The following is a 26,453-nucleotide window of genomic DNA, read 5'->3' on the forward strand; positions in this document are numbered from 1 at the left end:
GTGCCGCGCGCGCTCCTAGCCTCAGTTTGTGCCGCTCATAAACAAAGTCCGTCAGCACAGTGCCGTGCCGGACGCCTCCCTCACCCGGCTCCGGGTCGCCCTCACCGCTTTCTTCGCCCTCGACGGCTTCGTCTTCGCGGGGTGGGTGGTGCGCATCCCGGCCGTCAAGCACCAGACCCACGCCTCCGCCGGGGCCCTGGGCCTCGCCCTCCTCGGCGTCTCGGCCGGGGCCGTGGTCACGATGACCCTCACCGGGCGCCTGTGCCGCCGCTACGGCAGCCACCCGGTCACCGTCGTCTGCGCCGTCCTGCTCTCGCTCAGCGTCGCCCTGCCCCCGCTCACCCACTCGGCCTGGACCCTGGGCGCCGTGCTGCTGGCCTTCGGCGCGTCGTACGGCGGTATCAACGTCGCCTTCAACAGCGCGGCCGTCGACCTGGTGGCCGCGCTGCGGCGGCCGGTCATGTCCACCTTCCACGCCGCCTTCAGCCTCGGCGGCATGGTGGGCGCGGGGCTCGGCGGCCTCGTGGCCGGCTCCCTGTCCCCCACCCGCCATCTGCTGGGCCTGACCGTGATCGGCCTGCTCGTCACGGCCGTCGCCGGACCCATCCTGCTGCGGCAGCCCTCGCCCGCGCCGGCCGACCGCGGCCGGCCCGCCGAGCCGGGCCCGCGCCGCCCGGACCGCCGCACGCGCGGGCTCGTCGTCGTCCTCGGCCTGATCGCCCTGTGCACCTCCTACGGCGAGGGCGCCATGGCCGACTGGGGCGCCCTGCACTTCCAGCAGGACCTGGGCGCGTCGGCCGGCACCGCGGCCGCCGGCTACTCGTGCTTCGCCCTCGCCATGACGGCCGGGCGCCTGACCGGGACCACACTCCTCCAGCGGCTGGGCCGGTCCCGGACGATCGTGGCCGGCGGCGTCACCGCGGCGGCCGGCATGCTGCTCGGCTCCCTGGCGCCGTCCGTGTGGGCGGCGCTGCTCGGCTTCACCGTCACCGGGCTGGGACTCGCCAACGTCTTCCCGGTCACCGTGGAACGCGCCGGCGCCCTGGCCGGACCCGGCGGCGTAGCCGTCGCCTCCACACTCGGCTACGGCGGCATGCTGCTCGGGCCCCCGGCCATCGGCCTCATGGCCGACCGGTTCTCCCTGCCGGCCGCGCTGACCAGCGTCGCCGTCCTCGCCGCCGTCGCCGCCGGGATCGGTCGGGCCACCCGGCGGTCGGCGCACGAGCCGGCCGCCGCCGGTCAGCCGGCCGGGACCGGTCCCGGCTCGCCCTCCTCGTAGACCTTCGCGTCGGACGGGACCGGGCGTTCGACACGGCACACGAGGGCGTCGTTCACGACGTCGGCCACGATGGTGTCGCCGGGATCGGCCTCGTCGCTCAGCAGCAGGGACGCGATGCGGTTGTCCAGTTCGGCCTGGATGGTGCGGCGCAGCGGTCGGGCGCCGAACTCGGGCTGGTGGCCGTGGGCGACCAGGAGCCTCTTCGCCGCGTCGGTGACCTCCAGCTCCAGGCCCTGGGCGCGCACCCGCCGGCGGCTGTTGTCCAGCAGCAGGTCCACGATTTGGTTCAGCTCGTCCTCGCCCAGGCCGTGGAAGACGATGATGTCGTCGATGCGGTTGAGGAACTCGGGCAGGAACCTGCCGCGCAGGTCCTCCATCAGCCGGTCCTTGATGTCGGCCACGTCGCCGTGGTGGGCGAGGATCCGCTGCGCGCCGATGTTGGAGGTCATGACGACCACCGTGTTGCGGAAGTCGACGGTGCGGCCCTGCGCGTCGGTGAGCCGTCCGTCGTCCAGGACCTGGAGCAGGGCGTTGAAGACGTCCGGGTGGGCCTTCTCCACCTCGTCGAACAGCAGCACGCTGTAGGGCTGGCGGCGGATCTTCTCGGTGAGCTGGCCGGCCTCCTCGTGGCCGACGTAGCCGGGCGGGGCGCCGACCAGCCGGGAGACGGTGTGCTTCTCCTGGAACTCGCTCATGTCGAAGCGGACCAGGCGGTTCTCGTCGCCGAACAGGAGTTCCGCGAGCGCCTTGGCCAGTTCGGTCTTGCCGACGCCGGTCGGGCCGAGGAAGAGGAAGGAGCCGACGGGACGGTTCGGGTCACCCATGCCGGCGCGGCTGCGGCGCACCGCCTGCGCGATCGCGGTGACCGCCTCGTCCTGCCCGACCACCCGGGCGTGCAGGGCGTCCTCCAGCTTCAGCAGCCGTTCCTTCTCGCTCTCGGTCAGCTGGGCGACGGGGATGCCGGTACGCCGGGACAGCACGTCGGCGATGTCGTCGACGGTCACCTCCAGCACGCCCTCGCGCCGCTCGGCGAGCCCCTCCAGTTCGTCCTCCACCTCCGCGATGCGGTCCTTCAGCTCGCTGGCCCGCTCGAAGTCCTCCGCGGCCACGGCCTGGTCCTTCTCGCGGCGCAGCTCGGCGAGCCGGTCCTCGCCGTCGGCGACCTCGGTGGAGCGGCCCAGCGAGCGCAGCCGCACCCGGGCGCCGGCCTGGTCGAGCAGGTCGATGGCCTTGTCCGGCAGGAAACGGTCGCTGACGTAGCGGTCGGACAGTTCGGCCGCCGCGGCGAGGGCGTCGTCGCTGTAGCGGACCTGGTGGTGGGCCTCGTAGGAGTCGCGCAGTCCCTCCAGGATCTGCACGGTCTCCTCGACGCTCGGCTCGGGCACCATGACGGGCTGGAAGCGCCGCTCCAGGGCCGCGTCCTTCTCCACGTACCGGCGGTACTCGTCGAGCGTGGTGGCCCCGACGACGTGCAGCTCGCCGCGGGCCAGGGCCGGTTTGAGGATGTTGCCCGCGTCCATGGACCCCTCGCCGGTGGCGCCCGCGCCGACGACGGTGTGCATCTCGTCGAGGAACAGGATCGTCGACTCGGAGGCCGCCTTCACCTCGTCGATGACGTTCTTCAGCCGCTCCTCGAACTGGCCCCGGTACTGGGCGCCCGCCACCAGCCCGGTCAGGTCGAGGGCGACCACCCGCTTGTCCTCCAGCGTCTTCGGCACGTCCCCGGCCACGATCCGCTGGGCCAGGCCCTCGACGATCGCGGTCTTGCCGACGCCCGGTTCGCCGATGAGGACGGGGTTGTTCTTCGAGCGGCGGGAGAGGATCTCCACGGTCTGCTCGATCTCCAGGGCCCGGCCGACCACCGGGTCCAGCTTCCCGTCGCGCGCCTCCTCGGTCAGGTCGCGGCCGTACTGGTCCAGGGTCGGTGTGTCGCTCGGCCGCTCGTCGCCGCCCGGCGCGCTCTCGCCGCGCGTCGCCTCCTCGGTGCCCCGGCGCAGCCGCTCCGCCTCCAGGCCGTGCGTGGACAGTACGCGTGCCGCCGCCGTGCCCGGCGCGTCCAGCAGGGCGCCGAGCACGTGTTCGGGCCCGATGTACGACACCCCGGCGGCCCGGGAGCGCTCGTAGGCGCGCAGCAGGACCCGCTTGGCGGCGGGGGTGAGCCCGGGCTCGGCGGAGGGGGCGCCGCTCTCGCCGGGCAGCGCGGCGGCGAGCTCCGCCCCGAGCCGTTCGGGGTCGGCGCCCGCCTGGGCGAGCAGTCCTCGGGTGGGGTCCACCTGGGTGCACGCCCACAGCAGGTGCTCGGTGTCCAGGTCGGAGCTGCCGTCCTCGGCCGCCCGCCGGGTGGCCGTGTTGATCAGCTCGCGCGCGGACTCGGTCAGCAGCCGCCCGATCGGCACCCGCTGCACCTGCGGCGGCGAGGCGGCCGGCGTCATGCCGAAGAAGCGGTTGAGGATCTCGGAGAACGGGTCCTGGCCGCCGAAGGAGGCGCCGAAGGGGGACATCGTCATGATCGCCGCCCGAGCGTGGGAAGTAGGGGTCCTCACCAGCCCACCTCCATCGGGGTACGAGCGCAACGCGACGTACGCCGACCCGGTGCCGGACCGGCCCGGAACGCCGTGGCGCCCCTCGGCGGCGCCCGCCCCGCCACCGGCGCGCCCGCCCCGCGGGCAGGGTGGCGCCTCGTCCGCCCGAGGGGCGGGACGGCCCTGTCCGGACAGGTGCCCGTCGGGCACACTTCCTGGAATGAAGACTGCCGAGTTCCTTGACGTGCTCGACCGGGAGGGCGCGCTGCTGGCCGCGGCGGCCGAGGAGGCGGGGACCGACGCCGAGGTGCCGTCCTGCCCGGGATGGCGGGTGCGCGACCTGCTGAGGCACACGGGCACGGTGCACGAGTGGGCCGCCGCGTTCGTCGCCGACGGCCACACCTCGCCCCGCCCCATGGGCGATCCGCCGGATCTCGACGGCGCCGCACTGGTGGCCTGGTACCGGGACAGCCACCGCCGGCTCGTGCGGACCCTGGCGAAGGCGCCGGCCGAGGTGCGGTGCTGGACGTTCCACCCCGCGCCCCAGGATCCCCCCTCGCCCCTGGCCTTCTGGACCCGGCGGCAGGCGCACGAGACGGCCGTCCACCGCTTCGACGCCGAGTCGGCGCGCGGCGGCGACCCGACGGCGATCGACGCCGACTTCGCCGTGGACGGCGTCGACGAGCTGCTGCGCGGCTTCCACGCCCGCTCCAGGAGCCGGGTCCGCGTTCCCGAGCCGCGCGTCCTGCGGGTACGCGCCACGGACGCCGGCGAGGGCGACGAGGCGGTGTGGACCGTACGGCTGTCGGACGGGCCGCCGGTCACGGCGCGGGACGCCCTCGGCGCGGCCGACGCCGAACTCGCCGGTCCGGCGGACCGGTTGTACCTGGCGCTGTGGAACCGGGCGTCGGTGCCGAGCGTGACGGGCGACGCCTCGCTCGCCGCGCTGTGGCGGGAGACCTCGGCGATCGTCTGAGCCGCAGGCCGTCGGCGCCGCGCGGGCCTCAGCCCAGCCAGCCCGGCCGTACGAGCCCCGACTCGTAGGCGAGGACGACCAGTTGAGCGCGGTCGCGGGCGCCGAGCTTGACCATGGTGCGGCTGACGTGGGTCTTGGCGGTGAGGGGGCTGACGACCAGGCGGCGGGCGATCTCCTCGTTGGACAGGCCGATGCCGACCAAGGCCATGACCTCGCGTTCGCGCTCGGTGAGCCGGCCGAGGGCGTCGGCCGCCGCGGGCTCCTTGGAGCGGGCGGCGAACTCGGCGATCAGCCGGCGGGTGACGCCCGGCGACAGCAGGGCGTCACCGGCGACCACCGCCCGTACCGCGCGCAGCAGTTCGTCCGGTTCGGTGTCCTTGACGAGGAAGCCGGAGGCGCCCGAGCGGATCGCCTCGAAGACGTACTCGTCGAGTTCGAAGGTGGTCAGCATGACCACCCTGACGTCCGCCAGGGAGGGATCGTCCGTGAGGCGGCGGGTGGCGGCCAGGCCGTCCAGCACCGGCATGCGGATGTCCATCAGCACGACGTCCGGGCGCAGACCGCGCACCTGGCGCAGGGCCTCCTCGCCGTCGGCGGCCTCCCCGGTGACCTCGATGTCCGGCTGGGCGTCGAGCAGCGCCCGGAACCCGGCCCGGACCAGCGACTGGTCGTCGGCGAGCAGCACACGGATCACCGGTCGTCCTCCTCGGTCGTCAGGGGCAGTACGGCCAGCACCCGCCAGCCGCCGTCGGGGCGCGCGCCCGCGTCGATCGTGCCACCGAGCGCGGCGGCCCTCTCCCGCATCCCGGCCAGTCCGTTGCCGCTGCCGCCCGCTGCCGCGCCGGTCGCGGGCCCGTCGTCGTCGACGCGCAGCCGCAGCGCGCCGCCGTCCTGATCGAGGCGTACCCGCGCGTGCCGCGAACCGGAGTGCCGTACGACGTTGGTCAGGGCCTCCTGGACGATGCGGAACGCGGCGAGGTCGGTGCCGGGCGGCAGCCGGGGCGGGTCGCCGTCGACCTCGACGGTGAGGCCGGCGCCGGCCGCCTGCTCCACCAGTTCGGGCAGTCGGCCGAGGCCGGGCGCCGGGGCGCGCGGCGCGTCGCCGGGGGTGCGCAGCGTGTCGAGCACCTGCCGCACCTCGCCGAGCGCCTCCTTGCTGGCGGCCCTGATGGCGGTGAGCGCCGTACGGGCCTGTTCGGGATCGATGTCCAGGAGGGCGAGGCCGGCGCCCGCCTGCACGTTGATGACGGAGATGCTGTGCGCGAGGACGTCGTGCAGCTCACGGGCGATGCGCAGCCGTTCCTCGTCGGCGCGCCGCCGGGCCGCCCGGGCGCGCTCGGCGCGTTCCTGGGCCCACTGCTCGCGGCGGGCCCGGGCCAGTTCGGAGACGGCGACGACGGCCACCACCCAGGTGGCGACGACGAGTTCCTGCCCCCAGGAGGAGGGGCCGTCACCGGGCGGCGGCAGCCACCGGTACAGCCAGAGCGCGATCAGCGCGTGCCCCGCCCACAGCAGCCCGACCGACGTCCAGGCGGCGCGGCGGTGTCCGGCGACGACGGCGCTGAAGCAGCTGACGGCGACGGCCGCGAACACCGGCCCGTAGGGGTATCCGGCGGCGAGGTAGGCCAGTGTGGCCGCCGCGGTGCCGTACGCCACGAGGCCGGGGTGCCGGTGGCGCCACAGCAGCAGGCCCGAGGCCACGAGCAGCAGCGCGTACGCGTAGCCGTCCAGCGGCTCGCGGTGGCCGTGCTGGCCCCGGGCGGCGAAGTGGGAGCCGGCGAGCACGAGGGCGGTGCACAGCACGGTGGAGAGCCAGGGCCGGTGCGGGCCGGGCACGCCCCGCCCTCCGATGTGCGGGCCTGACGCGTCCGGGCTCTGGGAGTACGGCCCCGGCGCGCCCGGGCTGTCGGCGCGTGGGCCCGGCGTCCCCCCGCTCCCGGCGGGCCGGCCGGGCGCGCTGCGTCCGTCGGCGCGGTTCCACCACGGCGGGCCGTGCCGCCACCGCCGCGGCGGGCCGCCCCGGCGGACGCGCTGCTCTTCCATGACCGCCACGCTAGACGCCGCGCACCGCCCGTGCGTCGGCCCGGAGAGGTGATCATCCGTACTCCCCGGGGAGTACGGCCCCTGACGGCGGCGGGCGGCCGGTGAGCGCGGTCGGCACCGGCGCCGCGGTCGGTGCGGTCAGGAGGGAAGGCCCACCCCGTGCGCGAGCCGGACCACCGCGTGCCGGAAGAACGGTTCCCGGTCCTCCACCACCCGGTTGAACTGCCCGAACAGCTCGAACCCGACGAGTCCGTACAGCTGCGCCCAGGCGGCGACGAGCGCCGTCGCGATCTCGGGCGGCAGGTCGGGGGCGAGGTCGGCGGTCATCCGCTCGGCCTCCCTGCGCAGTTCGCCGGGGAGCGCGGGGCCGGTCAGGCGGCCCTGCTCGTGGGCGTCGCGGACGATGCCGATGAGCAGGAGGCCGACGCGGGCCGCGGCCGGCACGGTCGTCCGAGGCGCGGTGTAGCCGGGCACGGGCGAGCCGTAGATCAGGGCGTACTCGTGCGGATGGGCGAGCGCCCAGCCGCGTACCGCCTCGCAGACGGTGGTCCAGCGTTCCAGGGGCCCGGCGTCCGCGACCGCGCGGTGGGCGGTCTCGGCGGTGGCGCCGAGCGAGTCGTAGGCGTCGATGATGAGCGCGGTCAGCAGGTCGTCGCGGCTGGGGAAGTACCGGTACAGCGCGGAGGAGACCATGCCGAGTTCACGGGCCACGGCGCGCAGCGAGAGTTTCGCGGCGCCCTCGGCGGCCAGCTGTCCGCGCGCCGCCTCCTTGATGGCCGCGGTGATCTCCGTCCTGGCCCGTGCGCGGGCTCCCTTGGCGGTGTTCATGGGAGTAGTGTTCCACGATTCCGGAGCACCGCACACAAAAGAGAGCGCCGCACAGAAAAGAGAGCACTGCTCTTGCCCCGGAGCGGCGATCCGTGCACACTGGAACCCGGAAGCGAGAGCACCGCTCTCCCGAATCTGTGGGGGTCACCATGCCGTCGTCGCCGTACTACCTCCAGGGCAGCCCTGTGAACGTCCGTCTGAACGGCGTGATCGGCTGGCTGGCCCGGCACGGACTGAGCCTCGCGGGCACGGCGGAGATGTCCGTGCGCGGCCGCAAGAGCGGCAAGCTCCAGCGCATCCCGGTCAACCCGCACACGTACGAGGGCGGGCAGTACCTCGTCTCGGCCCGCGGCCACTCCCAGTGGGTGCGCAACATGCGCGCCGCGGGCGGCGGGGAACTGCGCGTCGGCCGGAAGGTGCGCGCGTTCACCGCGGTGGAGCTCCCCGACGCGGAGAAGCTCCCGGTCCTGCGGACCTACCTGGAGAAGTGGGGCTGGGAGGTCAACCAGTACTTCCAGGGGGTCACCGCCAAGTCCTCCGACGAGGAGCTCGCCGCGGCCGCCGGCGACCACCCGGTCTTCCGCATCACGGTCACGGACTGACCGAGTCCTCCGCGTCCTGGGCGTCCTCGGCGTCCCGCTCGACGGGCGGGACGGGCGTGGCGGCCCTGCGGTCCATCACGGACAGGGCCCGCTGGGCCATCGGGTGGCTGCGGACCAGCTCGCCCAGCGAGGTCGAACCCTGGGTGATGTCCCTGAACGCCTTCCAGGCCGGGCGGAAACCGGTCAGCGCGGCGTGGAAGAGGCCGGGACGGCGCTCGAAGACCGCGAGCATCCGCTTGCCGACGGCCATCTCGACGCCGAGCCCCGCCTTGATCGCGAACGCGTAATTCAGCGCCTGGCGCCGGGCGTCGACCGCGTCGTGGGCCTCGGCGATCCGCACCGCCCACTCCCCCGCGAGCCGCCCGGACCGCAGGGCGAACGAGATGCCCTCGCGCGTCCACGGCTCCAGCATCCCGGCCGCGTCGCCGCACACCAGCACCCGCCCGCGCGACAGCGGCGAGTCCTCGGCTCGGCACCGCGTCAGATGCCCGGAGGAGACGCTCGGCTCGAAGCCGGCCAGGCCCAGGCGGGCGATGAAGTCCTCCAGGTACCGCTTGGTGGCGGCGCCCTCGCCGCGGGCCGAGATCACGCCGACCGTCAGCGTGTCGTCCTTGGGGAAGACCCAGCCGTAGCTGCCGGGCATCGGGCCCCAGTCGATCAGCACCCGCCCGCGCCAGTCCTCGGCCACGGTCTGGGGCACCGGGATCTCCGCCTCCAGGCCGAGGTCCACCTGGTCCAGTTTGACGCCGACGTGGGCGCCTATGCGGCTCGCGCTGCCGTCGGCGCCGACCACCGCCCGCGCCAGGACCGTCTCGCCGCCCTGGAGCACCACGGCGACCGTACGCCGGTCCGGCACCGACGAGCCGTGCTGCTCGACCCGGGAGACGGTGGCGCCGGTGCGCAGCTCGGCGCCGGCCTTCTGCGCGTGCTCGACGAGCTGCTGGTCGAACTCGGGCCGGTTGATCAGCCCGAACAGCATCTGCTTGGAGCGGCGGGTACGGGTGAAGCGCCCGTTGTTCGAGAACGTCACCGCGTGCACGCGGTCCTTCAGCGGGAGTTCGAAGCCGGGCGGCAGCGAGTCGCGGGACGGGCCGATGATGCCGCCGCCGCACGTCTTGTAGCGCGGCAGCTCCGCCTTCTCCAGCAGGAGCACGCGCCGCCCCGCGACCGCCGCCGCGTAGGCCGCCGAGGCCCCCGCGGGTCCCGCGCCCACCACGACGACGTCCCACACCTGCCGCACGTCGTCCGCCGAAGAGTTTTCGCTGCTCACGATGGTCTACCGCTCCAGATCAAGCCGGCTGCCGCTGCTGTCCCACGCATCCTACGGCGGTCGGCGGCGAGGTCCTCTGTGGGAGGATCGGCAGCGTGGGCGCCCCGGCCGCCGAAAGGCGCCTACGCTGAGTCGATCACCCGCAGAAACACCAGCGCCCGCGAGTACCCCGACACGTGCTCACGAGTGCGACGTCGCACCCACAAGGAGCGTGCCCATGTCGTCGAATCAGGTCGCCGAGACCGTCGCCTCCCTGATGCCCAGGGCCAAGGCGGAACTCGCCGAACTGGTGGCCTTCAAGTCGGTGGCGGACTTCGACCAGTATCCGCGCAGCGAGAGCGAGGGCGCCGCCGCCTGGATCGTCGACGCGCTGCGCGCCGAGGGCTTCACCGACCTGGCCCTGCTCGACACCCCCGACGGCACCCAGTCGGTGTACGGCTGCCTGCCCGGCCCCGAGGGCGCCAGGACGGTCCTCCTGTACGCCCACTACGACGTGCAGCCGCCGCTGGACGAGGCCGCCTGGATCACCCCGCCGTTCGAGCTGACCGAGCGCGACGGCCGCTGGTACGGGCGCGGCAGCGCCGACTGCAAGGGCGGGTTCATCATGCACCTGCTCGCGCTGCGCGCCCTCAAGGCCGACGGCGGCATACCGGTCGCCGTGAAGATCATCGTCGAGGGTTCCGAGGAGCAGGGCACCGGTGGCCTGGAGCGCTACGCCGAGCAGCACCCCGAGCTGCTCACGGCCGACGCCATCGTGATCGGCGACGCCGGCAACTTCCGCGTCGGCCTGCCCACCGTCACCTCCACCCTGCGCGGCATGACCCTGATGCGCGTCCAGGTCGACACCCTGGAGGGCAACCTTCACTCCGGCCAGTTCGGCGGCGCCGCCCCCGACGCCCTCGGCGCGCTGATCCGCGCCCTGGACTCGCTGCGCGCCGAGGACGGTTCGACGACCGTGGACGGCCTGGCCTGCGACGCGGCCTGGGACGGACTGCAGTACGACGAGGAGCAGTTCCGCAAGGACGCCAAGGTGCTCGACGGCGTCGGGCTGATCGGTTCGGGCACGGTCGCCGACCGCATCTGGGCCCGCCCGGCCGTCACCGTCCTCGGCATCGACTGCCCGCCGGTCGTCGGCGCCACCCCGTCGGTGCAGGCCGCGGCCCGCGCGCTGATCAGCCTGCGGGTGCCGCCGGGCGTCGACGCGGCCGAGGCGACCAAGCTGCTCCAGGCCCACCTGGAGGCGCACACGCCGTGGGGCGCCCGGGTGCGCACCGAGCCGATCGGCCAGGGCCAGGCCTTCCGCGCCGACACCACCAGCCCGGCCTACCAGGCGATGGCCGACGCGATGGCGGTCGCCTACCCCGGCGAGGAGATGCAGTACGCGGGCCAGGGCGGCTCCATCCCGCTGTGCAACACCCTCGCCTCGCTCTACCCGCGGGCCGAGATCCTGCTGATCGGCCTGAGCGAGCCCGAGGCGCAGATCCACGCCGTCAACGAGAGCGTCTCCCCCGAGGAGCTGGAGCGGCTGTCGGTCGCGGAGGCGCTGTTCCTGCGCAACTACGCGGCGAGCTGAGCCGGAGGGCGGCTTGGCCCGGGGCGGCGGGACTCCGCTCCGAACAGGGCTTGGGCCCGCGGTCGCGCCGTGCGGCATGGACCGGGCCGGGCGTCCTCGACCCCGGCCGGGCCCGGCCCCTCGCCTCCTTCCAGCGGCTCACCGCGACGGGGAGCGGAGGCAATCCGCTCCGGGCACGGCGCGCCGGTGACCGAGGGGGCGGTCAGGCGCCGCGCGAGGCGGCCGGCAGGCACCCCGTGCGGGACTCGCCGGGGCGCGCCGCGGGGTCCCGGGACCCCGCCGTCCCCCGTCCGGGTCCCGGGACGTGGACGTACGGCCCCTCAGCCCACCGGCACGCCCGCCTCCAGGTACACCGCCGCGCCGCGTTCCCGGGCCCGCAGCGCCCAGCGCAGCCGTTCATAGCGGACGGGCGGGAGCAGGGTCGCGGCCTCCCGCTCGGTGACGAAGCGGCAGTCGCGCAGCTCGGGCCCGGGCAGCAGCAGCCGGCCGGCCGCCTCGGAGTCCAGCCGGCCGCCGTCGAACAGCAGCCGCAGCCCGCCGAAGCCGGGAGGTCTGGGCGACTCCCAGTCGACGACGAGCAGCCGCGGCACCTCCTCCAGCCGTATCCCGGTCTCCTCGGCGACCTCGCGGATCCCGGCGCGGGCCGGCGCCTCGCCGGGCTCGACGATCCCGCCGGGGAACTCCCAGCCGGGCTTGTAGGTGGGGTCGACGAGCAGCACCCGGTCCCGCTCGTCGAAGAGGAGCACACCGGAGGCGACGGTCTCCGCGGTGGGCTCCGGGGTCTGCACGATGTCGCAGGCGGGCACGGTGCCGCTGCCGACCGCCTCGGCGATACGGAAGGCCGTCTCGTACGGGGTCAGGGCGCCGGTGTCGACGACGTGGGCGTCGGCGGTGAGCCAGGAGGCGAGGGCCGCCCGGTAGGGCTCTATGTGGTCGTAGGACCACTGGCGTATCCGCAGTTCGCCGTCGGGCAGGTCGGGCGGGACCTCGCGCCCGGCGATCCGCTCCCGCAGGATCGTTTCGGCCGGCGCGAGGAGGATGTGCCGGACATCGATGCGGCGGGCGGCGAGGCCGCCGAAGATCTCGTCGCGGTACTCCTGGCGCAGCAAGGTCATGGGCACCACCAGGGTGCCGCCGAGCTCGGCGAGCATGGCCGCCGCCGTGTCGATCACCAGCCGCCGCCAGATCGGCAGGTCCTGGAAGTCGCCGACCTCGGCGAGGTGTTTGGGCGGCAGCAGGTGCGCGAGTGCGCCGCCGATCACCTCGGGGTCGAAGAGCGTGCTGTTCGGGATCAGCTCGATCAGTTCCCGTGCGGTGGTGCTCTTGCCCGCACCGAACGTGCCGTTGATCCAGACGACGGTCACTGGTCCCCCTCTTCTGTTGGCCCCCTGTGGCTTGCCCGCTCCACCCTGCCATGGAAACCAGGCCCAGTTGAGGACGTGCACGAGACGGCGCCGGCGCCCCCGCGACGGGGACGCCGGCGCCGTGCCGGGAACGGTCTGCCGGCGGGCTCAGCCCCGCTCCGCCGGGGCCCGGCCGTCGTCGGCGGGGTCTTCGTGGTCGACGGAATGGTCCAGGGCGCCCACGGCTTCCCTGGCCTTCGCGTCGCCGGTGGCCGGATGGCCGGTGGCGTGCGAGGGGCTGACGGCGGCGACCACGAAGCCGGTGGCGAGGGAGGCGAGGGCGAGCATGCTGCGCTTCTTCATGCCTGCTCAACGGCGTGGGACGCGGTCGGTCACGGCACCGCGGGCCGAAGATGCGGAACCTCCGGGCCCGCATCTCGGTCCGCCCGGGCCCAGGACGCGCCCGGCCCGGCACGGCCGGCCCCGGCGGGCCCCTGCCCCGCACGGCCATCCACGGCAGGCCCCTGCCCGCACCGCGCACATCGTCGCCCCGGCGGGGTTTCCGCCCGTCACCGGGCGGGCCCGCCCTCGACGGGGTCCGCCACCGCCCGGACGGGGCGGAGCCCGGTGACCGGGACCACCACCGGCGTGCCCGCTGCCCGCCGGACGCGGCGGAACCCGGCGGGCAGCGGGCAGGGTCAGACGCCGGCGGCCGCCGCCTTCGCCGGTCCGGCCAGCGCGGCGGCGGCCGCTCCGACCAGGCCGGCGTCCGTGCCCATCCGGGCCGGGACGACCGTCAGACGCTGCACGAAGGACAGGGTGGCGTAATCGGCCAGGGCCTTGCGCAGCGGGTCGAGGAGCACGTCGCCCGCCTTGCCCACACCGCCGCCGATGACGGCGATGTCGATCTCGACGAGGGTCGCGGTGGCGGCGATGCCCGCGGCCAGGGCCCGTGCCGCGCGGGCGAAGGAGGCCATGGCGACCGGATCCCCGGCACGGGCGGCGGCGGCCACCGCGGCGGCCGAGGCGTCGCCGTCGGAGCCCGGCCGCCAGCCGTCCGCCAGCGCGCGGCGGGCGATGTTCGGGCCGCTGGCGATGCGCTCCACGCAGCCGCGCGAGCCGCACGGGCACGGGTCGCCGTCCAGGTCGACGCTGATGTGCCCGATGTGCCCGGCGTTGCCCGTCGGGCCCGGGTGCAGCCGGCCGCCCAGCACCAGACCGCCGCCCACGCCGGTGGAGACCACCATGCACAGCGCGTTGTCGTGGCCGCGGGCGGCGCCCTGCCAGTGCTCGGCCGCGGTGATGGCGACCCCGTCGCCGATCAGCTCCACGGGCAGCCCCCCGACCGCCGAGCGGACCCGCTCCACCAGCGGGTAGCCGCGCCAGCCCGGCACGTTGACCGGGCTGACGGTGCCCGCGGAGGCGTCCACGGGCCCGGCGCTGCCGATCCCCAGGGCCACGACCCGCCCCCACAGCGGCGACGTGGTCAGCTCGCCGAGGACGTCCGTCACCGCCCGCATCACGGTGTCGCCGTCCTCCTGCGCGGGCGTCGCGCGCTGGGCGCGCACCAGGATGTCGCCGCGGCCGTCCACCAGGGCCGCTGCGATCTTCGTACCGCCGATGTCGAGCGCGGCCACCAGCGCCCCGGAGGGGGAGGTCCCCCCGTCGGGCAGCGGTGTACGGTGCGTGCTCTCGGCAAGCCGGCCGGAAGCCCCCGTGCCGGGCGGCGCACCCGGGCTCTCGACGGGTGCGGCGAGAGGGCGTGCCGGGCGTCGCGACGGGGCGAACGATGCCTGTCGGGGCACTGGGTCGGTGTGCATCAGAGTCGGATCTCCCCGTCAACCGTGAAGGAACCAAGAGGCGGGCACAGTCGCGGTCGCGCGGTGGGGCGGCGGGCCGAGTGTGCGATGGACAGTCTCTCGCGCCCATGACAACGTTGTCCAGGCTCTATGCTCGACGCCACATCAGTAATCGCCTCCGGGGACCGACGTCCCCGCGTCGACGAGCAGGACAGGACGCCGCATCGTGCCAGAGACCGCCCGCCGGGCCGACCGCCCCGGCGACCGCCGCCCGGACCGCCTCTCCGGGACCCGTTACGGCAACCGTCCGACCATGAAGGACGTGGCGGCCCGGGCCGGCGTGGGCCTCAAGACCGTCTCCCGCGTCGTCAACGGCGAGCCCGGCGTCACCCCCGACACCGAGCGCCGGGTCCAGGAGGCCATCGACGCCCTGGGCTTCCGCCGCAACGACAGCGCCCGGGTGCTGCGCAAGGGCCGCACGGCGAGCATCGGGCTGGTGCTGGAGGACCTCGCCGACCCGTTCTACGGGCCGCTCAGCCGCGCGGTCGAGGAGGTCGCCCGGGCGCACGGCGCGCTGCTCATCAACGGCTCCAGCGCCGAGGACCCGGAGCGCGAGCAGGAACTGGCGCTGGCGTTGTGCGCGCGGCGGGTGGACGGGCTGGTCGTCATCCCGGCCGGCGACGACCACCGGTACCTGGAGCCGGAGATCAAGGCCGGCGTCGCGACGGTGTTCGTGGACCGGCCCGCCGGGCGGATCGACGCCGACGTGGTGCTGTCGGACAACTTCGGCGGCGCCCGGGACGGCGTCGCGCACCTGATCGCCCACGGCCACCGCCGGATCGGCTTCATCGGCGACATGCCCCGGATCCACACCGCCGCCGAGCGGCTGCGCGGCTACCGGGCGGCCATGGAGGACGCGGGCATACCGGTCGAGGCTTCGTGGATGTCGCTGGGCGTCACGGACCCGGAGCGGGTGCGCCGGGCGGCCGAGGAGATGCTCTCCGGGCCGGATCCCGTCACCGCCGTCTTCACGGGCAACAACCGGGTGACCGTCACCGTCATCCGGGTGCTGGCCGGACTGCCCCGCCCCGTCGCGCTCGTCGGCTTCGACGACATCGAACTGGCCGATCTGCTCCAGCCGGGCGTCACCGTCGTCGCCCAGGACGCGGCGGCCCTCGGCCGCACCGCCGCCGAACGCCTCTTCCGCCAACTGGACGGCAGTCCGCTCGGTCCCGAGCGGATCGAACTGCCGACCCGGCTGATAGAGCGCGGCTCGGGCGAACTGCCCCCGCCGGCCTGAGCGGGCGGCCCGAGGGCGTGAGGAAGGCGGGCGCGTCCGCGGCGCCCGCCGCGGTCACGCCCGCCTGTGACGGTGCGGCGCTCCCCTACTGGGCGGACGCCGTCAGGTCGCCCCGGCGCGGGGCGGCGAAGCCCTCCAGGTCGGCCCGGGTCAGGCCGGTGAGGCGGGCCACCTCGGAGATGTCGAGGGCGCCGCAGTCCAGGCCGCGCAGCAGGTAGCCGCTGAGCGCCTTGGCGGTGGCGGGCTCGTCCATGACGTCGCCGGCCGTGCGGTTGGCGTAGCGGGACAGCCGGGCGGCGGCCTGCTCGAAGCCCTCGCGGTAGAAGGCGAACACGGCCGCGTACCGGGTGGGGATGTGCCCGGGGTGCATGTCCCAGCCCTGGTAGTAGGCGCGGGCCAGGGCGCGGCGGGTGAGGCCGAAGTGCAGCCGCCAGGCGTCGTGCACCTTCTCGGTCGGGCCGACGGGCAGGACGTTGGTGGAGCCGTCCGACACACGTACGCCGGTGCCGGCCGCGGCGACCTGCATGACGGCCTTGGCGTGGTCGGCGGCCGGGTGGTCGCTGGCCTGGTAGGCGGCGGAGACACCGAGGCAGGCGCTGTAGTCGAAGGTGCCGTAGTGCAGTCCGGTGGCCCGGCCCTCGGCGGCCTGGATCATACGGGCGACGGCGGCGGTGCCGTCGGCGGCGAGGATGGACTGGCTGGTCTCGATCTGGATCTCGAAGCCGAGCCGGCCGGGCTCCAGGGCGTGCGCCTTCTCGAAGGCCTCCAGGAGCCGGACCATCGCGGTGACCTGCTCGGGGTAGGTCACCTTCGGCAGGGTCAGGACCAGTCCGTCGGGCAGGCCGCCGGCCGCCATCAGACCGGTGAGGAAGACGTCGAGGGTGCGGATGCCCCGGTCGCGGACCGCCGCCTCCATGCACTTCATGCGGATGCCCATGTACGGGGCGGCCGTGCCGTCGGCGTACGCCTCCGCGACCAGACGCGCGGCGCGGGCGGCGGCCTCGTCCTCCTCGGCGTCGGGGCGGGGGCCGTAGCCGTCCTCGAAGTCGATGCGCAGGTCCTCGATCGGCTCGCGCTCCAGCTTGGCGCGGACGCGGGAGTAGACGGGTTCGGCGAGTTCGTCTCCGAGGCCGAGGACCTCGGCGAAGGCGGCGGCGTCGGGGGCGTGCTCGTCGAGCGCGGCGAGCGCGCGGTCGCCCCAGGAGCGGACGGTGTCGGCGGCGAAGACGTCACCGGGGACGTAGACGGTGTGGACGGGCTGGCGGGTGCCCGGGTCGCCCGGATAGCGGCGCTCCAGCTCGGCGTCGACCGGGGCGAGGGAGGCGCTGATCTCCTCGCTGACGGCGCCCGCGAGGCTCGTCGCCACCTTCTCCTGCTGGCCCTGACCCATTCCCACACCCTCCTGTTTTCCGCTGTACGGAATCGACAATCCGCACTACGAAGTTATCCGTGGATCTTCCCGCCGGTCAACACCTGTCCGCAGCCTGAGCCATCGGCGGGCCCCGGACAACCGGGGCATGCCGAGGCCCCCGCGACCGCGTGGGTCACGGGGGCCTCGTGAGGACCGGGTCCGGCCGGCCGGGGAGTGTCAGCCCTTGCGGGTCTTGATCTCCTCGGTCAGCTGGGGGACGACCTCGAAGAGGTCGCCGACGACGCCGTAGTCGACGAGGTCGAAGATCGGAGCCTCGGCGTCCTTGTTGACCGCGACGATGGTCTTCGAGGTCTGCATGCCGGCGCGGTGCTGGATCGCGCCGGAGATGCCGTTGGCGATGTACAGCTGCGGCGACACGCTCTTGCCGGTCTGGCCGACCTGGTTGGTGTGCGGGTACCAGCCGGCGTCGACGGCGGCGCGGGAGGCGCCGACGGCCGCGCCGAGGGAGTCGGCGAGGGCCTCGATGAGCGCGAAGTTCTCCGCGCCGTTGACGCCACGGCCGCCGGAGACCACGATCGCGGCCTCGGTCAGCTCGGGGCGGCCCGTCGACTCACGCGGCGTACGGCCGGTGACCTTGGTGCCGGTGGCCTGCGCGGAGAAGGACACGGACAGCGCCTCGACCGCGCCGGCGGCCGGGGCGGCCTCCACGGCCGCGCTGTTGGGCTTGACCGTGATGACCGGAGTGCCCTTGGAGACGCGGGACTTGGTGGTGAAGGAGGCGGCGAACACCGACTGCGTGGCCACGGGGCCCTCGTCGCCGGCCTCCAGGTCGACGGCGTCGGTGATGATGCCCGAGCCGATGCGCAGCGCGAGGCGGGCGGCGATCTCCTTGCCCTCCGCGGAGGACGGGACCAGGACGGCGGCCGGGGAGACCGCCTCGACGGCGGCCTGCAGCGCGTCGACCTTCGGGACGACGAGGTAGTCGGCGTACTCGGCGGCCTCGTGGGTGAGGACCTTCACCGCGCCGTGCTCGGCGAGCGTGGCGGCGGTGTCGGCGGCGCCGCCACCGAGGGCGACGGCGACGGGCTCGCCGACGCGGCGGGCCAGGGTCAGCAGCTCCAGGATGGGCTTGCGGACGGCGCCGTCCACGTGGTCGACGTAGACGAGAACTTCAGCCATGGGACTTCTTCTCTCCTGCTGTGCGAAGTATGAGGGGCGGTCAGCGAGCCGGGCTTCAGATGAACTTCTGGCCCGCGAGGAACTCGGCGAGCTGCTTGCCGCCCTCGCCCTCGTCCTTGACGATCGTGCCCGCGGTACGGGCCGGGCGCTCGGAGGCCGACTCGACCGTGGTGTACGCGTTCTCCAGGCCGACCTCGTCCGCGTCGATGTCCAGGTCGGACAGGTCCCAGGACTGCACCGGCTTCTTCTTGGCCGCCATGATGCCCTTGAAGGAGGGGTAGCGGGCCTCGCCCGACTGGTCGGTCACCGACACGACGGCCGGGAGGGAGGCCTCCAGCTGCTCGGAGGCGGCGTCGCCGTCGCGACGTCCCTTGACCGTGCCGTCCTCGACCGACACCTCGGACAGCAGGGTGACCTGCGGGACGCCCAGGCGCTCGGCCAGCAGGGCCGGGACGACGCCCATGGTGCCGTCGGTGGAGGCCATGCCGGAGATCACCAGGTCGTAACCGGCCTTCTCGACCGCCTTCGCCAGCACCAGCGAGGTGCCGATGGCGTCCGTGCCGTGCAGGTCGTCGTCCTCGACGTGGATCGCCTTGTCGGCGCCCATCGACAGGGCCTTGCGCAGCGCGTCCTTGGCGTCCTCCGGGCCCACCGTCAGCACGGTGACCTCGGCGTCGTCGGCGTCCTCGGCGATCTGCAGCGCCTGCTCGACCGCGTACTCGTCCAGCTCGGAGAGCAGACCGTCCACGTCGTCCCGGTCCACGGTCAGGTCATCGGCGAAGTGCCGGTCGCCAGTGGCGTCGGGCACGTACTTCACAGTGACAACGATCCTCAAGCTCACGCCGGCTCTCCTACTGCATCGTCATTTCCAGGGCTGCCCTCTTGCAGGCAGCATAGGCGCCTGAAGCGGCCGATCCCGGTCGGGGCGACCCCGCGCTCCGAGCGGAATATTACTCGTCAGTACACCCAGTTCATTCCCGCTAAGCAAGCGCTTTGAACTGTGACCTTCGCAACGCAGCGTAACCGGAACTCGACGCCTCCGCAGATCCGGGGGCGGGCGGAGGCCGTCGGTCAGTCGCGCAGGCCGCTGAAGCGACCCTGGTGGTACAGCAGCGGCCGGCCGGAGCCCGCGGGGTCGCCGAGGACCACCTCGGCGAGGACGATGCGGTGGTCGCCCGCCGGGACCCGTGCGACGACCCGGCAGACCAGCCACGCCAGCACGCCGTCGAGCACGGGGACGTTCTCGGGTCCGTCCCGCCAGGAGGTGGGCGCGCCGAAGCGGTCGGCGCCGCTGCGGGCGAAGGTGGCGGCCAGTTCCTCCTGGTGCTCGCCGAGTATGTGCACACCGATGTGATCGGCGACGGAGACGGCCGGCCAGCTGGAGGCGCCGGTGCCGATGCCGAACGAGATCAGCGGGGGCTCGGCGGAGACGGAGGTCAGGGAGGTCGCGGTGAAGCCGACCGGACCCGCCTCCCCACGCGCGGTGATCACCGCCACGCCCGCCGCGTGCCGCCGGAAGACGGACCGCAGCAGGTCGGGCGAGGCGAACTGGAGGGCGCCGGCGGCGCCGAGGCCGGAGGTGGCCGTCATGGAGTTGTCCTTCTGCTGGTGGGCCGGGCGGGATCCGTCGCTGCTCAACAACCCGGACAGCGCGCGCTCGCGGTACGGGCCAGATCGACGTGCACCCGTGCGAAGAGAAGGAGTTCCCAGTCCATACGGTCAGGCTGACGACAGGCGACGGGCGCAGTCAAGTGGCGCCGGGCACATGGGAGATGCCTCACGGTGACGGACGGCACGTCAGACAGCCTCGCCGAGGGCCGCGATGACGTCCGCCCTGCGCGGCTGCCCGGCGGCCCGCCGCACGACGCGGCCGGCCGCGTCCAGGACCAGCACGGTGGGGGTCCTGAGGATGCCGAGTTCACGCACGAGGTCCAGGCGGTCCTCGGCGTCGATCTCGACGTGGACCACGCCGGGCACCATGCGGGCCACTTCGCCGAGGACCCGGCGGGTCGCCCGGCAGGGGGCGCAGAAGGCGGTGGAGAACTGCACCAGAGTGGCGCGCTCGCCCAGGTCCTCGCCCAGCCGGGCGGCGCCGAGCCGTCCGTTCTCCTCGCTGGCGTGCTCCCGCACCGCACTCTCCTTCTTCTCCCGCTCGCGCCGCCGCTCCCGGCGACGCCGTCGCACCGTCGTGCACCCGCGCCGCGCCGGCCGTCCTCAGCCTTCAGCGCTCGGGCGGCCGCGGTTGATTCCCGGCCGCGGCGGCGGGGCGCTCGCCGCGGCATTGGGCCGACGTGACGAGGATCTCGCCGTGGACGGGCACGCGGGCTGGCTCCCCGGCCGTTCTTCGGGCACGATCTGCGACATGCCGTAAACCTACGGCAGCGTAACTTCCGCAGGGAGCCCCCCTTCCCTGACAGACAGAAGGGTCCACCCCGCCCATGGCCGAGCTTGTCTACCGTCCCGTCATCGGTCTCGCCCGCACGATGTTCAAGGTGTGGGACCTCAGGATCGATTGCCGGGGGTCGGAGAACATTCCGCGCTCGGGCGGCGCCGTACTGGTGAGCAATCACATCAGCTATCTGGACTTCATCTTCAACGGCCTGGCGGCGCTCCCGCAGAAGCGCCTGGTGCGCTTCATGGCGAAGGAGTCGGTCTTCCGGCACCGGATCTCCGGTCCGCTGATGCGCGGCATGAAGCACATCCCCGTGGACCGCGCGCGGGGCGAGGCGGCCTACGAGCACGCGCTGGACTCGCTGCGCTCGGGCGAGGTGATCGGGGTCTTCCCCGAGGCGACCATCTCCCAGTCCTTCACCCTGAAGAGCTTCAAGTCGGGCGCCGCCCGGCTGGCCCAGGACGCGGGCGTTCCGCTGGTCCCGATGGCGGTGTGGGGCACGCAGCGGCTGTGGACCAAGGGACACCCGCGCAATTTCCGGCGCAGCCACACGCCCGTCACCATCAGGGTGGGCGAGGCGGTCGAGGCCCCGCGCGACCAGTACGCCGGCGCCATCACCCGCCGGCTGCGCGAGCGCGTCCAGGAGCTGCTGGAGGCCGCGCAGCGTGCCTACCCGGTGCGCCCCCGCGGCCCCGAGGACACCTGGTGGATGCCCGCCCACCTCGGCGGCACGGCCCCGACCCCGGAGCAGATCCGCCTGGCCGAGGCGCACTGACACCGCGCCCGGCCGGCCCGCCGAGGCCACACCCGTGCCGTCACGTCGGACGGCGCCGGTGCCGCGTCGCCGTCGCGGGACAGCGGCGCTGTGCGCGCCGTTCCCCGGCGGCGGTGCCCGCCGCGCGGACGCCGCCGGGCGAGCCGGGACGTGACGGCGCAAGGCCCGCAGCAGCGCGGCCGGGGCGTGGGCGGGGCCCGCTCAGGCCGCGGACCGCGGCGGGTGGACGGTGACCCGCGCCCCCGGGCTGAACTTCTCCAGCAGCTCGGCCAGTTCGGCCCCCGCCGCCGCGACCTCGGACACCGGCATGGGGGCCAGGCTCTCCAGCAGGAACACGCCGGAGGCGGTCCGCTCGGTCAGGCGGGTGCGCGGGCCCTGGCGCCAGTTCCACCGGCGGCAGGTGACGCCGGCCTCGTCGCACCACACGACCTCGCCCGCGTCGGGGTGCTCGACGACCTCCTCGCCGCCGGCCACGGTCGTGAAGTCCTCGTCGCCGGTGGCCCGTACCAGGCGCATGCCGCCCTGGATCAGATCCAGGTCCTCGCCGCCGACGGGGATCAGACGGGCCACGCTGATCGCGTTGTAGACGTCGACGAGGACGTTGATGCGGGGCAGCCCGGCGTCGGACAGGGCCCGCTTCGCCAGCGCCTCGGCCGAGTTGCGGGTGCGGGAGGGCTTGGAGCCGAACGCCGTGTAGACCTCGCGCCAGGCGGCCATGTGCGGATCCTCGTGCGGGGCGCGCCCCTCCAGCCGTGCGGCCAGCCGGCGGGCCGCGTCGTCGAGCAGCGCCGCACTCGCCTCGGTGCTCGGGCCGTTGGTCAGGCCGTGGGCCTCGACCGCCACATGGGTGAAGCCGGGCGCGAGCGCGCGCACCTCGTCGGACACGGTGAGCGTGAATGTCATCTTCTGTCGCCTCGGGGTGATCAGAGTGCGGTGGGCAGCGCCTTCCACAGCCACGGCCGGTCGGGGGCGGCCTTGAGGGCGCTCAGCACGACCGGATGTGGTTCAGCGTACAGTACCGGGTAGTCCACTTCATTTGCCTCTGGGGCGACCGGGAAGGCCAGGCGCTCGCCGGCCAGGGAGAACTGGGCGTCGACGCCCGGTTTGTTGCCGCGCGGGTCCTGCCGGTGCCAGGCGCCGTTGAACCGCACGGCGACCAGTCCGTGCACCATGTGCGCGCCGCCCTCGTCGAGCGTCAGCCGCTGGTAGCACAGGGCCGTCGGGATGTCCTCGGCCCGCAGCAGCGCTGCCAGGGCATGGGCCTTGGCGTGGCAGATGCCGGTGCGCAGCCGCAGGACGTCGGAGGCCCGCCAGGTGACGCGCAAATCGCCCGCGTCCTGCGAGTGCGGGATGGTGTCGCGCACGAACTCGTAGGCGGTCCGCGCATAGGCATACGAGTCGGCGACACCCTCGGCGAGGCGGTCGGCGGTCTCGCGGACCACCGGGTGTTCATGGTCGATCGCCTCGTCAGCGGCGAGATAGGCGGACAGGTCGGGCGTGTTCTGGATCAGCTCCATGTCCGCAGAGCATAGGAATGCGATCACCCGACAGTCAATGACTTTCCGAGTGACCGCATAACTATGCAGATAACCGGCCCGGTCGGCGCCGACGGCTCGTCAGCGCGCCATCTCCTCCTTCAGCGCGGCCACGAACGCGTCCACGTCGTCCTCCGTGGTGTCGAAGGAGCACATCCAGCGCACGACGCCCTCGGCCTCGTTCCAGAAGTAGAAGCGGAACCGCTTCTGCAACCGCTCGCCCACGTCGTGCGGCAGCTTGGCGAAGACGCCGTTGGCCTGCACCGGATGGAGGATCTCCACCCCGTGCACGGCGCGCACCCCCTCCGCGAGCCGCTGGGCCATCTCGTTGGCGTGCCGGGCGTTGCGCAGCCACAGGTCCTTGGCGAGCAGCGCCTCCAGCTGGACCGAGACGAAGCGCATCTTGGAGGCGAGCTGCATGCTCATCTTGCGGATGTGCTTCATGCGGCGGACGGCGTCGTGGTCGATGACGACGACCGCCTCGCCGAACATCAGGCCGTTCTTCGTCCCGCCCAGGGAGAGGATGTCGACGCCGACGGCGTTGGTGAAGGTGCGCATCGGCACGTCCAGCGAGGCCGCCGCGTTGGCGATGCGGGAGCCGTCCAGGTGCACCCGCATGCCGCGCGCGTGGGCGTGCTCGCAGATCGCGCGGATCTCCTCGGGCGTGTAGAGCGTGCCCAGCTCGGTGCTCTGGGTGATCGACACCACCTGCGGCATCGCCCGGTGCTCGTCCTCCCAGCCGTACGCCTGCCGGTCGATCAGCTCGGGGGTGAGCTTGCCGTCCGGGGTGGGCACGGTGAGCAGCTTCAGACCGCCCACGCGCTCGGGGGCGCCGCCCTCGTCGACGTTGATGTGCGCGCTCTCGGCGCAGATCACCGCGCCCCAGCGGTCGGTGACCGCCTGGAGCGCGACGACGTTGGCGCCGGTGCCGTTGAAGACGGGGAAGGCCTCGGCGCCGGCGCCGAAGTGGCCGCGCACGATCCGCTGGAGGTTGTCGGTGTAGTCGTCCTCGCCGTACGCGACCTGGTGCCCGCCGTTGGCCAGGGCCAGGGCGGCGAGCACCTCGGGATGGACCCCGGCGTAGTTGTCGCTGGCGAAACCGCGGACCTCCGGGTCATGGCGGCGGCGCGCGTCGGTCTTGGCGGGGTTCACGGCTGCTCGGTCAGCCACAGACGTTTTCCGTTCACTTCCGCGGCGGGCTCGCTCCAGACGTCGACGATGGCGTCGGCCAGGTCCTTGACGTCCGTGAAGCCCGCGAACTTCGCGTTGGGGCGCTCGGCGCGCATCGCGTCGTGCACCAACGCCTTCACCACCAGGATGGCAGCCGCCGACGTCGGCCCGTCGGCGCCCTCCGCCTTCCCGGCCTTGCGGAAGTAGTCGGCCATGGCGAGGGTCCACGCCTCGGCGGCGGCCTTGGCCGCGGAGTAGGCGGCGTTGCCCGCGGTGGGCTTCGTCGCGCCGGCGGCGCTGATCAGGACGTAACGGCCGCGCTCGCTGCGCTGCAGCGCCTCGTGGAAGGCGAGGGAGGTGTGCTGCACCGTCTTGACGAGCAGCAGCTCCAGGAAGTCCCAGTCGTCCAGGCTGGTCTTGGTGAAGGTCTCGCTGCCGCGCCAGCCGCCGACGAGGTGGACCAGACCGTCGACGCGGCCGAAGTCCTTCTCGATGTGGGCGGCCCAGTCACGGGTGGACCTCAGGTCGAGCAGGTCGACCGTGTCCCCGGTGACGGTGGCGCCGCCGGAGGCGTAGCGGGCCGCGTCCACGGCCTCGGAGAGCCGCTCGGGGTCGTTGTCCGCCCCGACGACCGTCGCGCCCGCCTCGGCGAGCCTGAGCAGCGCCGCCCGGCCGGCGGGTCCGCCCGCACCGGCCACCGCGATCACCGCACCGCTGAGAGCCCCGTTCCCCGCCATCTTCTTCGCCTCCGTAGCAGCAGTGTTCTGGACGTGATCGCTCACGCGGCGACCTGCTCGGCGCCGCCCGCCGTGATGCCCTTGGTCGAGGCGATCACGCTCTTCAGTTTCTTGGACAGTGCCTCGTAGAACATGCTGAGCGGAAACTCGTCCGGGAGCACGTCGTCGACGAGCTTGCGCGGCGGCAGGCTCAGGTCCAGGGCGTCGGGGCCCTTGGCCCACTTGGAGCCGGGGTGCGGGGCGAGGTAGGTGGCGACCAGCTCGTAGCCGGCGAACCAGTGCACCAGCTTGGGGCGGTCGATGCCGTCGCGGTAGAGCTTCTCGATCTCGGCGCACAGCTGGTTGGTGACCTGCGGGGCGCGCTCCCAGTCGACGGAGAGCCGGTTGTCGGTCCAGCGCACCACGTCGTGCTTGTGCAGGTAGGCGAAGAGCAGCTGGCCGCCGAGGCCGTCGTAGTTGCGCACCCGCTCGCCGGTGACCGGGAAGCGGAACATGCGGTCGAACAGCACCGCGTACTGCACGTCGCGGGCCTGCGGGACGCCGTCCGCCTGGAGCTTGACGGCCTCCTTGAAGGCGGTGAGGTCGCAGCGCAGCTCCTCCAGGCCGTACATCCAGAACGGCTGGCGCTGCTTGATCATGAACGGGTCGAAGGGCAGGTCGCCGTGGCTGTGGGTGCGGTCGTGGACCATGTCCCACAGGACGAAGGCCTCCTCGCAGCGCTTCTGGTCGTGGACCATGGCCGCGATGTCCTCAGGCAGTTCCAGGCCGAGGAGGTCGACCGCGGCGGCGGTCACCCGACGGAAGCGGGCGGCCTCGCGGTCGCAGAAGATGCCGCCCCAGGAGAATCGTTCCGGCGCTTCGCGCACGGCGATGGTCTCGGGGAAGAGGACGGCGGAGTTGGTGTCATAACCGGCCGTGAAGTCCTCGAACGTGATGCCGCAGAACAGCGGGTTGTCGTAGCGGGTGCGCTCCAGCTCGGCCAGCCAGTCCGGCCAGACCATGCGCAGCACGACCGCCTCCAGGTTGCGGTCCGGGTTGCCGTTCTGCGTGTACATCGGGAAGACGACCAGGTGCTGGAGGCCGTCCGCGCGGTCGGCGGCGGGCTGGAAGGCCAGCAGGGAGTCGAGGAAGTCCGGCACCCGGAAGCCGCCGTCGGCCCAGCGGCCGAGGTCGGCGACGAGCGCCCGGTGGTACGCGGCGTCGTGCGGCAACAGCGGGGAGAGCCGCTCGACGGCGTCGATCACGCGGCGTATCGCGTCCTCGGCGTCGGCCCGGGCCGGCGCGCCCTCGGCCTGGAGGTCGATGGAGCCGTCCTTCGACTGCCATGGCCGGATCTGCTCCACGGCATCCTTGAGCACGGGCCACGCCGGGTGCTCAACCACCCTGGTCGCCGGAGGAACCTCCCCCTCGGCACCCACCTGCACAAGAATTTCCGTCATGACCCATCCTCCACGGGAGAAGCTCGCGTAAGGAGACCGTATACATACGAGGTTTCTCCCATCAAGGGCACCCTCGGGAAATTATTCTGCGCACGCCCATCGTCACCGCCCATTTTCCTGTCGGACACCCGAGCGGCGGCTACTTCCGCTAGGCCGTTCGGGTGTCGCGTCCCGCAGTGCCCCTACGGCGACTTCCGGCCCGCGGCGAACGCGCGCACGACGATCCGGGTCCGTCGGTCAACATCCGGAGGACTCGCCCACGCCAGGGTGACCGCCCCGGCGCACCCGGCCCCGGCGGCTCGCGGCCGTCACCCCAGTG

The 26,453-nt window shown here is 73.6% G+C and carries 24 protein-coding genes; 6 read left to right on the plus strand and 18 right to left on the minus strand.

Annotated elements, in window-relative coordinates:
* Positions 1-28: 28 nt before the first annotated feature.
* The gene (locus ACH5A8_RS15285; RefSeq protein ID WP_399001957.1) at positions 29-1,279 is read left to right on the plus strand and encodes an MFS transporter; all 1,251 of its coding nucleotides are present in this window, start codon (positions 29-31) and stop codon (positions 1,277-1,279) included.
* Here ACH5A8_RS15285 and ACH5A8_RS15290 read toward each other — a convergent pair.
* On the minus strand, positions 1,240-3,786 hold the full coding sequence (locus tag ACH5A8_RS15290; RefSeq protein ID WP_399001959.1) for an ATP-dependent Clp protease ATP-binding subunit: 2,547 nt from the start codon (positions 3,784-3,786) through the stop codon (positions 1,240-1,242). The genes ACH5A8_RS15285 and ACH5A8_RS15290 overlap by 40 nt on opposite strands.
* A gap of 235 nt (positions 3,787-4,021) precedes the next feature.
* On the opposite strand from ACH5A8_RS15290, the gene ACH5A8_RS15295 reads away from it, so the two are divergent.
* Positions 4,022-4,777: a maleylpyruvate isomerase family mycothiol-dependent enzyme gene (locus tag ACH5A8_RS15295; RefSeq protein ID WP_399001961.1), complete on the plus strand. Its 756-nt coding sequence runs from the start codon at positions 4,022-4,024 to the stop codon at positions 4,775-4,777.
* Positions 4,778-4,805: 28 nt separating this feature from the next.
* Here ACH5A8_RS15295 and ACH5A8_RS15300 read toward each other — a convergent pair whose 3' ends face one another.
* The 3 genes from ACH5A8_RS15300 to ACH5A8_RS15310 all read right to left on the minus strand — a co-directional run bounded on the left by ACH5A8_RS15300 (position 4,806) and on the right by ACH5A8_RS15310 (position 7,648).
* Positions 4,806-5,471 (minus strand): response regulator, encoded by a 666-nt coding sequence (locus ACH5A8_RS15300; RefSeq protein WP_399001963.1) that lies wholly within the window; start codon positions 5,469-5,471, stop codon positions 4,806-4,808.
* The gene (locus ACH5A8_RS15305) at positions 5,468-6,829 is read right to left on the minus strand and encodes a sensor histidine kinase (protein WP_399001965.1); all 1,362 of its coding nucleotides are present in this window, start codon (positions 6,827-6,829) and stop codon (positions 5,468-5,470) included. The genes ACH5A8_RS15300 and ACH5A8_RS15305 overlap by 4 nt, the downstream gene beginning before the upstream one ends.
* A 129-nt stretch (positions 6,830-6,958) precedes the next feature.
* Positions 6,959-7,648, minus strand: a complete 690-nt coding sequence (locus tag ACH5A8_RS15310; protein WP_399001967.1) for a TetR/AcrR family transcriptional regulator — start codon at positions 7,646-7,648, stop codon at positions 6,959-6,961.
* Positions 7,649-7,797: 149 nt separating this feature from the next.
* On the opposite strand from ACH5A8_RS15310, the gene ACH5A8_RS15315 reads away from it, so the two are divergent.
* The gene (locus tag ACH5A8_RS15315) at positions 7,798-8,250 is read left to right on the plus strand and encodes a nitroreductase family deazaflavin-dependent oxidoreductase (protein WP_399001969.1); all 453 of its coding nucleotides are present in this window, start codon (positions 7,798-7,800) and stop codon (positions 8,248-8,250) included.
* Here the strand turns inward: ACH5A8_RS15315 and ACH5A8_RS15320 are convergent.
* A complete protein-coding gene (locus ACH5A8_RS15320) occupies positions 8,240-9,520 on the minus strand; it encodes a geranylgeranyl reductase family protein (RefSeq protein WP_399001971.1) in 1,281 nt (426 codons plus the stop codon). The two genes, ACH5A8_RS15315 and ACH5A8_RS15320, sit on opposite strands and share 11 nt — an antisense overlap.
* Positions 9,521-9,737: 217 nt before the next feature.
* Between ACH5A8_RS15320 and ACH5A8_RS15325 the strand changes: the two genes are divergently transcribed.
* Positions 9,738-11,093, plus strand: coding sequence for a dipeptidase (locus tag ACH5A8_RS15325; protein WP_399001973.1), 1,356 nt, complete (start codon positions 9,738-9,740; stop codon positions 11,091-11,093).
* A 320-nt stretch (positions 11,094-11,413) separates the two neighbouring features.
* On the opposite strand, the gene ACH5A8_RS15330 is transcribed toward ACH5A8_RS15325, so the two are convergent.
* The 3 genes from ACH5A8_RS15330 to ACH5A8_RS15340 all read right to left on the minus strand — a co-directional run bounded on the left by ACH5A8_RS15330 (position 11,414) and on the right by ACH5A8_RS15340 (position 14,076).
* On the minus strand, positions 11,414-12,457 hold the full coding sequence (locus tag ACH5A8_RS15330) for an NUDIX domain-containing protein (protein ID WP_399001976.1): 1,044 nt from the start codon (positions 12,455-12,457) through the stop codon (positions 11,414-11,416).
* 147 nt (positions 12,458-12,604) lie between these two features.
* Positions 12,605-12,799, minus strand: a complete 195-nt coding sequence (locus ACH5A8_RS15335; RefSeq protein WP_399001978.1) for a hypothetical protein — start codon at positions 12,797-12,799, stop codon at positions 12,605-12,607.
* 335 nt (positions 12,800-13,134) lie between these two features.
* Positions 13,135-14,076, minus strand: coding sequence for an ROK family protein (locus ACH5A8_RS15340; RefSeq protein WP_399002403.1), 942 nt, complete (start codon positions 14,074-14,076; stop codon positions 13,135-13,137).
* Positions 14,077-14,461: 385 nt separating this feature from the next.
* Between ACH5A8_RS15340 and ACH5A8_RS15345 the strand changes: the two genes are divergently transcribed.
* Positions 14,462-15,535 carry a LacI family DNA-binding transcriptional regulator gene (locus tag ACH5A8_RS15345; RefSeq protein ID WP_399001980.1) on the plus strand — a complete coding sequence of 358 codons (1,074 nt, stop codon included), beginning with the start codon at positions 14,462-14,464 and terminating at the stop codon, positions 15,533-15,535.
* Between the two features lie 85 nt (positions 15,536-15,620).
* Here ACH5A8_RS15345 and ACH5A8_RS15350 read toward each other — a convergent pair whose 3' ends face one another.
* The 5 genes from ACH5A8_RS15350 to ACH5A8_RS15370 all read right to left on the minus strand — a co-directional run bounded on the left by ACH5A8_RS15350 (position 15,621) and on the right by ACH5A8_RS15370 (position 20,216).
* A complete protein-coding gene (locus ACH5A8_RS15350) occupies positions 15,621-16,925 on the minus strand; it encodes a DUF6986 family protein (RefSeq protein WP_399001982.1) in 1,305 nt (434 codons plus the stop codon).
* Positions 16,926-17,123: 198 nt separating this feature from the next.
* Positions 17,124-18,086 carry an electron transfer flavoprotein subunit alpha/FixB family protein gene (locus ACH5A8_RS15355; protein WP_399001984.1) on the minus strand — a complete coding sequence of 321 codons (963 nt, stop codon included), beginning with the start codon at positions 18,084-18,086 and terminating at the stop codon, positions 17,124-17,126.
* Between the two features lie 55 nt (positions 18,087-18,141).
* The gene (locus ACH5A8_RS15360; protein WP_399001987.1) at positions 18,142-18,927 is read right to left on the minus strand and encodes an electron transfer flavoprotein subunit beta/FixA family protein; all 786 of its coding nucleotides are present in this window, start codon (positions 18,925-18,927) and stop codon (positions 18,142-18,144) included.
* 230 nt (positions 18,928-19,157) lie between these two features.
* Entirely contained in the window at positions 19,158-19,676 is a 519-nt protein-coding gene (locus ACH5A8_RS15365) for a flavin reductase family protein (RefSeq protein ID WP_399001989.1), read from the minus strand.
* 207 nt (positions 19,677-19,883) lie between these two features.
* Positions 19,884-20,216, minus strand: coding sequence for a TlpA family protein disulfide reductase (locus ACH5A8_RS15370; protein WP_399001991.1), 333 nt, complete (start codon positions 20,214-20,216; stop codon positions 19,884-19,886).
* A gap of 308 nt (positions 20,217-20,524) precedes the next feature.
* On the opposite strand from ACH5A8_RS15370, the gene ACH5A8_RS15375 reads away from it, so the two are divergent.
* Entirely contained in the window at positions 20,525-21,253 is a 729-nt protein-coding gene (locus ACH5A8_RS15375) for a lysophospholipid acyltransferase family protein (RefSeq protein WP_399001992.1), read from the plus strand.
* Positions 21,254-21,454: 201 nt separating this feature from the next.
* Here the strand turns inward: ACH5A8_RS15375 and ACH5A8_RS15380 are convergent, their stop codons facing one another.
* From ACH5A8_RS15380 to ACH5A8_RS15400, 5 genes are all read right to left on the minus strand, one after another.
* A complete protein-coding gene (locus tag ACH5A8_RS15380; RefSeq protein ID WP_399001994.1) occupies positions 21,455-22,156 on the minus strand; it encodes a B3/4 domain-containing protein in 702 nt (233 codons plus the stop codon).
* Positions 22,157-22,176: 20 nt separating this feature from the next.
* Positions 22,177-22,770: a transglutaminase domain-containing protein gene (locus ACH5A8_RS15385; RefSeq protein WP_399001996.1), complete on the minus strand. Its 594-nt coding sequence runs from the start codon at positions 22,768-22,770 to the stop codon at positions 22,177-22,179.
* A gap of 99 nt (positions 22,771-22,869) precedes the next feature.
* Positions 22,870-23,940, minus strand: coding sequence for a threonine aldolase family protein (locus ACH5A8_RS15390; RefSeq protein ID WP_399002405.1), 1,071 nt, complete (start codon positions 23,938-23,940; stop codon positions 22,870-22,872).
* Positions 23,937-24,695 carry an SDR family NAD(P)-dependent oxidoreductase gene (locus tag ACH5A8_RS15395; protein WP_399002407.1) on the minus strand — a complete coding sequence of 253 codons (759 nt, stop codon included), beginning with the start codon at positions 24,693-24,695 and terminating at the stop codon, positions 23,937-23,939. Before ACH5A8_RS15395 ends, ACH5A8_RS15390 begins: the two co-directional genes overlap by 4 nt.
* A gap of 41 nt (positions 24,696-24,736) precedes the next feature.
* The gene (locus ACH5A8_RS15400; protein WP_399001998.1) at positions 24,737-26,134 is read right to left on the minus strand and encodes a DUF6421 family protein; all 1,398 of its coding nucleotides are present in this window, start codon (positions 26,132-26,134) and stop codon (positions 24,737-24,739) included.
* Positions 26,135-26,453 lie beyond the last annotated feature (319 nt).

This window comes from Streptomyces sp. NPDC018610 (assembly GCF_044391765.1).
Classification (GTDB): domain Bacteria; phylum Actinomycetota; class Actinomycetes; order Streptomycetales; family Streptomycetaceae; genus Streptomyces.

What these genes read in the sequence shown, in the direction of transcription:
- ACH5A8_RS15290 (WP_399001959.1), bottom strand. Translation starts at nt 3,786, where the DNA reads ATGACGATGTCCCCCTTCGGCGCCTCCTTCGGCGGCCAGGACCCGTTC.
- ACH5A8_RS15295 (WP_399001961.1), top strand. Translation starts at nt 4,022, where the DNA reads ATGAAGACTGCCGAGTTCCTTGACGTGCTCGACCGGGAGGGCGCGCTG.
- ACH5A8_RS15310 (WP_399001967.1), bottom strand. Translation starts at nt 7,648, where the DNA reads ATGAACACCGCCAAGGGAGCCCGCGCACGGGCCAGGACGGAGATCACC.
- ACH5A8_RS15315 (WP_399001969.1), top strand. Translation starts at nt 7,798, where the DNA reads ATGCCGTCGTCGCCGTACTACCTCCAGGGCAGCCCTGTGAACGTCCGT.
- ACH5A8_RS15325 (WP_399001973.1), top strand. Translation starts at nt 9,738, where the DNA reads ATGTCGTCGAATCAGGTCGCCGAGACCGTCGCCTCCCTGATGCCCAGG.
- ACH5A8_RS15335 (WP_399001978.1), bottom strand. Translation starts at nt 12,799, where the DNA reads ATGAAGAAGCGCAGCATGCTCGCCCTCGCCTCCCTCGCCACCGGCTTC.
- ACH5A8_RS15350 (WP_399001982.1), bottom strand. Translation starts at nt 16,925, where the DNA reads ATGGGTCAGGGCCAGCAGGAGAAGGTGGCGACGAGCCTCGCGGGCGCC.
- ACH5A8_RS15355 (WP_399001984.1), bottom strand. Translation starts at nt 18,086, where the DNA reads ATGGCTGAAGTTCTCGTCTACGTCGACCACGTGGACGGCGCCGTCCGC.
- ACH5A8_RS15365 (WP_399001989.1), bottom strand. Translation starts at nt 19,676, where the DNA reads ATGACGGCCACCTCCGGCCTCGGCGCCGCCGGCGCCCTCCAGTTCGCC.
- ACH5A8_RS15375 (WP_399001992.1), top strand. Translation starts at nt 20,525, where the DNA reads ATGGCCGAGCTTGTCTACCGTCCCGTCATCGGTCTCGCCCGCACGATG.
- ACH5A8_RS15380 (WP_399001994.1), bottom strand. Translation starts at nt 22,156, where the DNA reads ATGACATTCACGCTCACCGTGTCCGACGAGGTGCGCGCGCTCGCGCCC.
- ACH5A8_RS15385 (WP_399001996.1), bottom strand. Translation starts at nt 22,770, where the DNA reads ATGGAGCTGATCCAGAACACGCCCGACCTGTCCGCCTATCTCGCCGCT.
- ACH5A8_RS15395 (WP_399002407.1), bottom strand. Translation starts at nt 24,695, where the DNA reads ATGGCGGGGAACGGGGCTCTCAGCGGTGCGGTGATCGCGGTGGCCGGT.
- ACH5A8_RS15400 (WP_399001998.1), bottom strand. Translation starts at nt 26,134, where the DNA reads ATGACGGAAATTCTTGTGCAGGTGGGTGCCGAGGGGGAGGTTCCTCCG.